We start from the raw sequence: 8,463 nt of genomic DNA on the forward strand, positions 1-8,463 counted from the left end.
CACACGGATTACACGGATGAGACGGATTGACACGGATAAAAATTTATTAGAAAAAATCCGTGAGAATCCGCCAAAATCTGTGTCATCCGTGTGCTATTCTATCATTCTCTTCGTGGCTTTGTGGCTTTGTGGCTAAACGGTTACGATAAAAAATAGCCTCCGATTAAAAAATATGGTTGCAAATTTCGAGAAGACATGTTACACTGGACACTCTTAGGATATGGCCTACCAGCTAATTTAATTAGAAGGAGGGTTTATGCCAGAACAAGGTGTCACTGTATGTTCCGCCAGTGAATCAATGATAGTCAAGGCAGAGCAAGCAGGAGTAGCTACTGCCTTTGGCCGGGTTAAAGAAATCAAGCTATGTCCTTTTGGGGTTTCAGGCACTTGTTGTCGAATCTGTGCGATGGGTCCATGTCGATTAAGCTTCAAAGGAGAAGCCACCGAAGAAGAACAGGAATTCGGATCAAAGAGGAGCGTGTGCGGGGCCACGGTGGGCACTATTTCGGCCAGAAATTTTGCCCGGATGATTGCCGGCGGAACTTCAGCTCATTCAGATCACGGCCGGGAGGTGGTCAAGACTTTTATTGCTGCTGCTAAAAAAGAGATACCCGGATACACCATCAAAGATGACACCAAACTGCGGACGATAGCCGGAGTTCTTGGCATATCAACTGATAATAAGGATAAATACCGGATCGCCCAGGAAGTCGGCGAGGCCGTGCTCAAGGAATTTGGAAGGCAGGAAGGAGAGCTGGCCTTTACTAAGAGGGCGCCGGAGAAAAGGCAGCAGCTCTGGGCCAAACATGGTATAATTCCAAGAGGCATAGACCGAGAAGTGGTGGAAACTATGCATCGAACCACGATGGGCGTTGATCAGGATTACCGGAATATTCTTCTTCATGGTTCCAGAACGGCTCTGGCTGATGGCTGGGGTGGTTCAATGATCGCCACTGAGCTTCAGGATATTATGTTCGGCACGCCTATACCTTTAAGAAGCAAGGTAAATTTAGGGGTGCTTAAAGAGGATGAGGTGAATATCATTGTGCATGGCCACGAGCCTTTGCTCTCAGAGATGATTGTGGTGGCCTCACGTGATCCTGAACTTCTTGATCTGGCTAAAAAGGTTGGGGCCTCTGGCATAAATCTGGCCGGTATCTGTTGCACGGCTAATGAGATTCTGATGAGACAAGGCATTCCCATTGCGGGCAATTTTTTGCAGCAGGAATTAGCTATCCTCACCGGGGCCGTGGAAGCGATGGTGGTTGACGTCCAATGCGTTATGCAGTCCTTACCCAGCGTGGCCAAGTGCTTCCATACCGAGATCATTACTACCGCTGAAAAGGCTAGGATGTTCGGAGCAAACCATTTTGAATTCCATCCCGAGCATGCCCTGGAAGTGTCTAAAGATATTGTCAGGCGGGCTATTAAGAATTTCCCTCATCGAAAGTCAGTTGATATACCCAGGAAGGAAATGGACCTGATCGCCGGATTCTCTCACGAGACCATAAATTATATGCTGGGCGGAAGATTCAGGGCTTCTTATCGCCCCTTGAATGATAATATCATTAATGGACGAATCAGAGGGGTAGCTGGCGTGGTAGGTTGTAATAACCCCCGGGTGACCCATGACAAGATACATATCGAGGTAGTCAAAGAACTTATAGCCAATGATGTGCTCGTCTTGCAGACCGGATGCGCCGCCATAGCCTCGGCTAAAGAAGGATTGTTGACCCCTGAAGCGGCCATCAAATACGCCGGCCCTGGTCTGAAAGAAGTTTGCGAGGCAGTAGGCATTCCGCCGGTTCTTCACTGCGGTTCCTGTGTGGACAATTCCAGGCTGCTTATCGCGGCTACGGAGATGGTCAAAGAAGGTGGATTAGGGGATGATATTTCCGAACTCCCGGTAGCCGGCTGCGCCCCGGAATGGATGAGTGAAAAGGCCATTGCTATTGGTCAATATTTTGTTGCCTCCGGGGTCTATGTGGTCTTTGGGGTTACCTTCCCGATTACCGGAAGCAGGGGGGTGAGCGACTTCCTTTTTAACGAGCACGAGCAAATAACCGGCGGCAAATGGGCCTTTGAACCGGACCCCGCCAAGATGGCCGCCTTGCTGATTGACCATATTAACAAGAAGCGAAAGGCATTAGGGATAGATAAGCCTATGGAACGGGTGCTTTATGATATGGAGATGAGAAGGGAGTTGAAGTTCTAAATGGACTTATGCGGGTTGTAAAATTTGAATGGGATGAGGAAAACGTAACTGCTCAAAACTAAGTTAAGCAGTTAGTTGGGAGACAAAGCAAAATTCCCTCTCCCTTGAGGGGAGAGGGATAGGGTGAGGGTGAAATTGGTGGGCAATATTATTACTCTTGCTAAAAACCTTATATTAAGAAATATAGATGAGGTATTAGCAACAATAAGAGAGGGTTGTTTATTTCACCCCCCTAACCCCTCCCATCAAGGGAGGGGAAGCTTTTATACCAACGCTGTCGTCGGTACAAAAGGAGATGAAACTTAACCCATAGCACTATAATCTGTAATGAGCTTACTTTTTTAACTTGATTTTGAGTAGATACAGGAGAACGAAAACCATATAGCTTGTCACAAGGTAACAAGCCCTGAAGTTGAAGAGGTCTTTATCAACCAGGCTCGTTTCCGGAGAGGCAAAGAAGGCAAGATGTATGCTTTAGGTGTCACTGATGCAGGACGACATTTGTTTGTTGTCTTTGCCAGGAAAAATGGAGAAAAAATTAGGCCAATTACCGCCAGAGATATGAATAAGACCGAAAAGAGATGGTTCCGAAGGAAGTGATAACGATGGCTCAAATACCCCATTTCAAATCTGAAGATGAAGAGGCAAAGTTCTGGGCTAACCATAATTTTATGGATTATATAGATGATACCGAAGAGATAGAGGTGGAAATCGCGCCTGACTTGATTAAAACAATTAAAAAACGAAGGAAGGATATTCCCTCTATAAAAATAAAGCTCGATTCTGCTCAATTAATGACCATTCGCAAGATTGCTACATCAAAGAAGATAGATTATTTAACATTGCTTCAGGGGTGGATTGTCGAAGGAGTCAATAGAGAGAAGTCTATTCTTACAAGTAGGCAGAATTGATATTCAGAAAAGGGGGTTCTAATGTCTAAGATAATTGCCTCAGCCGCTATTCGGGGGGCACATTTCATTGTGGGCAAAGCTGAAGAGAGGCTTAAGACAGCTATCCAAGAGAAGGGAAGAGACTGTGAGGTTGAATTTCCTAATACAGGTTACTACCTACCCATCATCTATTCGATGACCGGCCAAGCCGTCAAAACCCTGGGGGAGATGGAGCCGGTCTTGCAGCAGGCAAAAGGCTTGCTTCCGCCTGTTCCGGCTGAACACTTCCATTTACCCTATCTTGGCCATACCCTGGATGCCGGAATGGCTACCCTCTTTGCTGAGGAGATAATCGAGGCCCTGAAATATACGGAGGACCCTGTGCCCTACCTTATTGCGCCGGCCCCGGATGAAGAACATCTCTGGATCGGGGCGGCGGATGACAAGATTATGCGGGAAAGGGGGATTGAGTTTGTTGACGGCACCGCCCCTGGTTTTGCGGCCTGTGTAGGGGCATGTCCGGATTCCAAAACAGCCGTTAAGCTGGCCCGTGAACTCCAGGAGAAGAATCTCTATGTCTTTATGCATGCCAATAACGATGGGATGTCCATGGCCGAGCAGTTGAGGGACGAAGGGGTCCAGTTAGGTTGGGAGACAAGATTGGTCCCCTTTGGCCAGGACATCTATTCGGCGGTCTTTGCCCTGGGATTTGCCTCACGGGCGGCCCTGGCCTTTGGTGGGGTTCAGCCGGGTGACTTCAGAAGGAATTTGATCTACAATAAACACCGTATCTTTGCCTTTGTCCTGGCCATGGGTGAGGTTTCCGACGAGTGGTATGCCACGGCCGCCGGGGCCATTAACTATGGATTTCCAACCATCTCTTATACCCCCATCCCCCAAATCCTCCCCACCGGAGTTTGTCTGTATGAACACGTCGTTTCAAATGTGGGGTTTGATGAAATGGTCGAGAAGGCCCTCCAGGTGCGGGGGCTGAAGGTAGTATCTACTAAGATAGATATCCCGGTGGCTTATGGTCCGGCCTTTGAAGGAGAGAGAATCCGTAAAGAGGATATGTATGTGGAGATAAATGATATGCGCACCGGTAAGCCCTCCTTTGAATATGTGACCACCAAACCTGTTGCCGAGATAGAAGATGGCCGGGTGGAAGTGGTCGGTCCGGACCTTGACGATATTGAAGCCGGAGGTAGTTTGGCCTTAGGCATCTGGGTGGAAGTGGCCGGCGCCAGGATGCAGTCGGATTTTGAACCTATTATCGAACGGCATATCCATGAAATGATAAATTCAGCCAGCGGGGTCCTGCATATTGGCCAGCGGGATATTAACTGGATTCGCATCTCAAAGGTGGCTTATGAGGCCGGGTTGAGAATCCATCACCTGGGGACTATCCTCCACGCCAGGATTCAAGAGGAATTTTCAAGTATCCTGGATAAGGTTCAGGTTACCCTTTATACCGAGGAAGAAAAGGTAAGAGAACTCAGAGAGGTGGCTCGAAAGACCTATCACGAACGCGATGTCAGGATTGCCGGACTAACCGATGAGGCGGTCGAGGTATTCTACTCCTGTACCCTCTGTCAATCCTTTGCCCCGGACCACCTCTGCGTGGTTACCCCGGAGCGGTCAGGGCTATGCGGGGCATACAACTGGCTTGATACCAAGGCCGCCAACAAGATCGATCCGACCGGACCCAATCAGCCTATTGCCAAGGGAAATTGCATCGATCCCATCAAAGGGCAATGGGATAAGGTTAATGAGTTTATTCTTAATGCCTCTCATCGGAAGATCGAGCGGATGAGTGCTTATTCTATGATGGAAGACCCTATGACTTCATGTGGCTGTTTTGAGTGTATCTCGGCGATTCTGCCTATGACCAACGGGGTGATGATCGTGGATCGGGATCATCCGGATATGACCCCCTGTGGGATGAAATTCTCATCTCTGGCTGGTTCTGTGGGCGGCGGCCAGCAAACACCGGGTTTTATCGGACATTCCAAATACTACATTGGAAGCAAGAAATATATCTCAGCCGAAGGCGGCTTCAAACGAATTACCTGGATGCCCAGAAGGCTGAAAGAAGAACTGCGCCCTATGCTTGAAAAGCGGGCTGAGGAAGAAGGAATCCTGGGCTTTGTGGATATGATTGCCGATGAGACGGTGGGTATAACAGAAGAAGAAATAATGGAACACTGCATGGCCGTGAGACATCCGGCTATGGAAATGGAGCCGATGATATAAACAATTAAGGTAACCATTTAGCCACTGATTAACACGGATTAGCACGGATAAATAGCAGATAGTAGAGGACAGAAGACAAAGGTGAGAGTAGGGGCAACCCCTTGTGGTTGCCCAACTGTGGTTGCCTTACAGACACGAATCACGGACACGGTTCACGGATTTAATGATTCATAATATTAAAAAAATCAGTGTTTCATCTGGGTAAATCCGTGGCTGAATAGTTACCAATTAAGGAGGGTGATCTGGATGAAATCTTTCAGAAACCAAAGGGGAGCTTCGATTGTTAACATCCTGACTCTCGTAGTGGTCATTGGTTTAGTCATTACGGGCATAGATTTTGGTCTTCGCTACAAGGCCCGTAAAAGGCTTACTAAGGCAGTAGAGGAAGCTGCCCTGGCCGGCGCCGCCCTTTTGCCTGACGAACCTATGGCTAAAGAAATCGCTAAAGAGCATGCGGCCATGTATGGGGTTGATGATATTACCATTAATATACCAGTTAAAGGAGATTATAATAAAATAGAGGTAATAGCTGAGGCAGGGGCTAATCTTATTTTCCTTCCTATGATGGGATTGGATCCGGGCGACCAAATTGAGGTCAGAGCAGTAGCTGAAAGAGGGACAGGCGGCCAACCCCGGTTTGTGGAGCGAGAGCATAAGTATTACTAATGACCATTGACTGAAGACTGAAGGCTGAAGGCTTTTAGGCTGAAGGTGGAAGGCTTTTAGGGACAGCCTTCAGCCTTCAGCCTTCAGATTATTTAACCAGGGAGGTTCTAAAATATGGCTTATGATGCAACAAAACTCAAGGATTGGCAGATTGCCCAAGAGGCGGAAAAAAACATGCCAAGCCCTTCCGAATGGGGAGAGAAATTAGGGCTTAAGAAAGACGAGATCATTCATTATGGAAGGATATGCAAGCTTGATTTTTTAAAGATTATTGAGCGGCTTAAAGATAAACCTGACGGCAAATATATAGATATTACAGCTATTACCCCTACGCCATTGGGTGAAGGAAAGACTACCACTACGCTGGGTTTGATAGAAGGCCTGGGCAAGCGGGGTCAGAATGTAGGGGGCTGCATACGCCAGCCTTCCGGTGGTCCTACTATGAATATCAAGGGCACCGCCGCAGGCGGCGGCAATGCCCTACTCATTCCCATGACTGAGTTTTCTTTAGGATTAACCGGTGATATTGACGGCATCTCTAATGCGCACAATTTGGCGATGGTCGCCCTAACCGCCAGGATGCAGCATGAGGCCAACTACTCAGATGAAGAACTGGCCAAACGCCACCTGAGACGATTAGACATCAACCCCAGAAGGGTAGAGATGGGTTGGGTAATTGACTTCTGTGCTCAGGCCCTGCGAAACATCGTTATTGGTCTTGGTAGTGAGAAGGACGGCTTTATGATGCACTCAAAGTTTGGGATCACTGTCAGTTCCGAACTTATGGCCATTCTTTCTATTGCTCGAGATTTAAAAGACCTACGCCAGAGACTGGATAAAATCATAGTGGCCTATGACAAGAGGGGAAAGCCTGTAACCACGGCGGACTTAGAAGTCGGTGGCGCTATGTGCGCCTGGATGAGAAATGCTATCAATCCTACTTTAATGTCCACGGCAGAGTATCAGCCGGTTATGGTGCATGCCGGGCCGTTTGCCAATATTGCCGTGGGCCAGTCATCCATCATTGGGGATCGCATTGGTTTGAAGATGTTTGACTACCATGTGACGGAGAGTGGATTCGGGGCAGATATAGGCTTTGAGAAATTCTGGAATGTGAAATCCCGCTTCAGTGGACTTACACCTAATGCCGTGGTAATCGTGACGACCATACGGGCATTGAAGATGCACGGCGGAGGACCGGCGGTAGTGGCCGGCAGGCCCATTCCAGAGGAATACCAGAAAGAAAATTTGGGGTTGGTGGACAAAGGGGTTTTAAATCTCCTGCATCATATAGAGAATGTGAAGAAATCAGGGGCTAAGCCGGTAGTTTGTATCAATTATTTCCATACAGATACCCACGAAGAAGTGGCTTTGGTTCGTAGATATGTTGAGGACACAGGCACACGGTGTGCTCTGGCCAAACACTGGCTTGAGGGTGGAGAGGGCGCCCTGGAACTGGCCGATGCGGTCATTGATGCCTGCCAGGAGAAGGTTGATTTTAGATTCCTCTATCCATTGGAGATGCCGCTTCGAGAGAGGGTTGATCTGATTGCCCGAGAGATATACGGCGCCAATGGGGTCTCCTGGACGCCTGAGGCGGAAGCCAAGGCCAAGGCCTTTGAGAGCAATCCTGCCATGCAGGACTTCGCTACGATGATGGTTAAAACCCACTTAAGCCTTACCCATGACCCGACCTTGAAAGGCGTGCCCAAGGGGTGGATTCTGCCGGTCCGCGACGTCTTGATATTCGCCGGGGCCAAGTTCCTCTGCCCCTGCACCGGCACTATCAGTCTGATGCCGGGGACGGCTTCTGATCCGGCCTTCAGAAGGGTGGATGTGGATGTGAATACAGGAGAGGTTACAGGGCTTTTTTAGACAGAAGATAGAGCCTATCCCCAAACCCGATCCGAGCTGCGACCGTTAGGGAGCCACCACGGGCTCGCTATCTAGTCATCCATCGGCCGTTGTAGTGGCCTCCGAGATCGGCTTTCAGGGCGCTGAGGTTTTGGGAGAGGTTCTTAGTGAACTCATTGTTCCCTATTAAGTGTTCAGCCACAAAGACACAAAAATAGAGCAGTAGAGCAGCAGAGCAGTAGTTAAAGATTTTTCTGAAAGTCTCAGAACTGCTGTTCTATTGTTCTAATGTTCTAAATAGAGCAGTAGAGCAGCAGAGCAGCAGTTAAAGACTTTTCTGAAAGTTCCAGAACTGCTGCTCTATTGCTCTACTGCTCTCTAAGTCGCATATTTTTAATAAGTAGCACATTTTTGTGTCTTCGTGCTTTGGTGGCTGAACGGTTACGTTTCCTAGATACTTTTCGACCTGTATGGTTAGCTTAACCTTACTCACATCTTTTAAAAACCACGAAGCACACGAAGAACACGAAGAATTACAGAACAAATCTTTTAATCCCATTTACCTTACCCTTAAATTACTTTCTT

The 8,463-nt window shown here is 48.1% G+C and carries 6 protein-coding genes; all 6 read left to right on the forward strand.

Annotated elements, in window-relative coordinates:
* Positions 1-256: 256 nt before the first annotated feature.
* Positions 257-2,215 carry an anaerobic carbon-monoxide dehydrogenase catalytic subunit gene (cooS, locus tag AB1797_10940; protein ID MEW5768118.1) on the forward strand — a complete coding sequence of 653 codons (1,959 nt, stop codon included), beginning with the start codon at positions 257-259 and terminating at the stop codon, positions 2,213-2,215.
* A 381-nt stretch (positions 2,216-2,596) separates the two neighbouring features.
* The gene (locus AB1797_10945) at positions 2,597-2,815 is read left to right on the forward strand and encodes a BrnT family toxin (protein ID MEW5768119.1); all 219 of its coding nucleotides are present in this window, start codon (positions 2,597-2,599) and stop codon (positions 2,813-2,815) included.
* A 5-nt stretch (positions 2,816-2,820) separates the two neighbouring features.
* Positions 2,821-3,126: a CopG family antitoxin gene (locus tag AB1797_10950; GenBank protein ID MEW5768120.1), complete on the forward strand. Its 306-nt coding sequence runs from the start codon at positions 2,821-2,823 to the stop codon at positions 3,124-3,126.
* Between the two features lie 21 nt (positions 3,127-3,147).
* Entirely contained in the window at positions 3,148-5,358 is a 2,211-nt protein-coding gene (acsB, locus tag AB1797_10955; protein ID MEW5768121.1) for an acetyl-CoA decarbonylase/synthase complex subunit alpha/beta, read from the forward strand.
* A gap of 246 nt (positions 5,359-5,604) precedes the next feature.
* A complete protein-coding gene (locus AB1797_10960; GenBank protein MEW5768122.1) occupies positions 5,605-6,024 on the forward strand; it encodes a pilus assembly protein TadG-related protein in 420 nt (139 codons plus the stop codon).
* Positions 6,025-6,138: 114 nt separating this feature from the next.
* Complete coding sequence (locus AB1797_10965) at positions 6,139-7,899, forward strand: formate--tetrahydrofolate ligase (protein ID MEW5768123.1); 1,761 nt, start codon at positions 6,139-6,141, stop codon at positions 7,897-7,899.
* Positions 7,900-8,463 lie beyond the last annotated feature (564 nt).

Source organism: bacterium (assembly GCA_040753085.1).
Taxonomy (GTDB): domain Bacteria; phylum UBA9089; class JASEGY01; order JASEGY01; family JASEGY01; genus JASEGY01.

Bases quoted from the DNA above. Each gene is read 5' to 3' on its own strand.
- AB1797_10960 (MEW5768122.1), top strand. From the start codon at position 5,605: ATGAAATCTTTCAGAAACCAAAGGGGAGCTTCGATTGTTAACATCCTG.
- acsB (MEW5768121.1), top strand. From the start codon at position 3,148: ATGTCTAAGATAATTGCCTCAGCCGCTATTCGGGGGGCACATTTCATT.
- AB1797_10965 (MEW5768123.1), top strand. From the start codon at position 6,139: ATGGCTTATGATGCAACAAAACTCAAGGATTGGCAGATTGCCCAAGAG.
- AB1797_10950 (MEW5768120.1), top strand. From the start codon at position 2,821: ATGGCTCAAATACCCCATTTCAAATCTGAAGATGAAGAGGCAAAGTTC.
- cooS (MEW5768118.1), top strand. From the start codon at position 257: ATGCCAGAACAAGGTGTCACTGTATGTTCCGCCAGTGAATCAATGATA.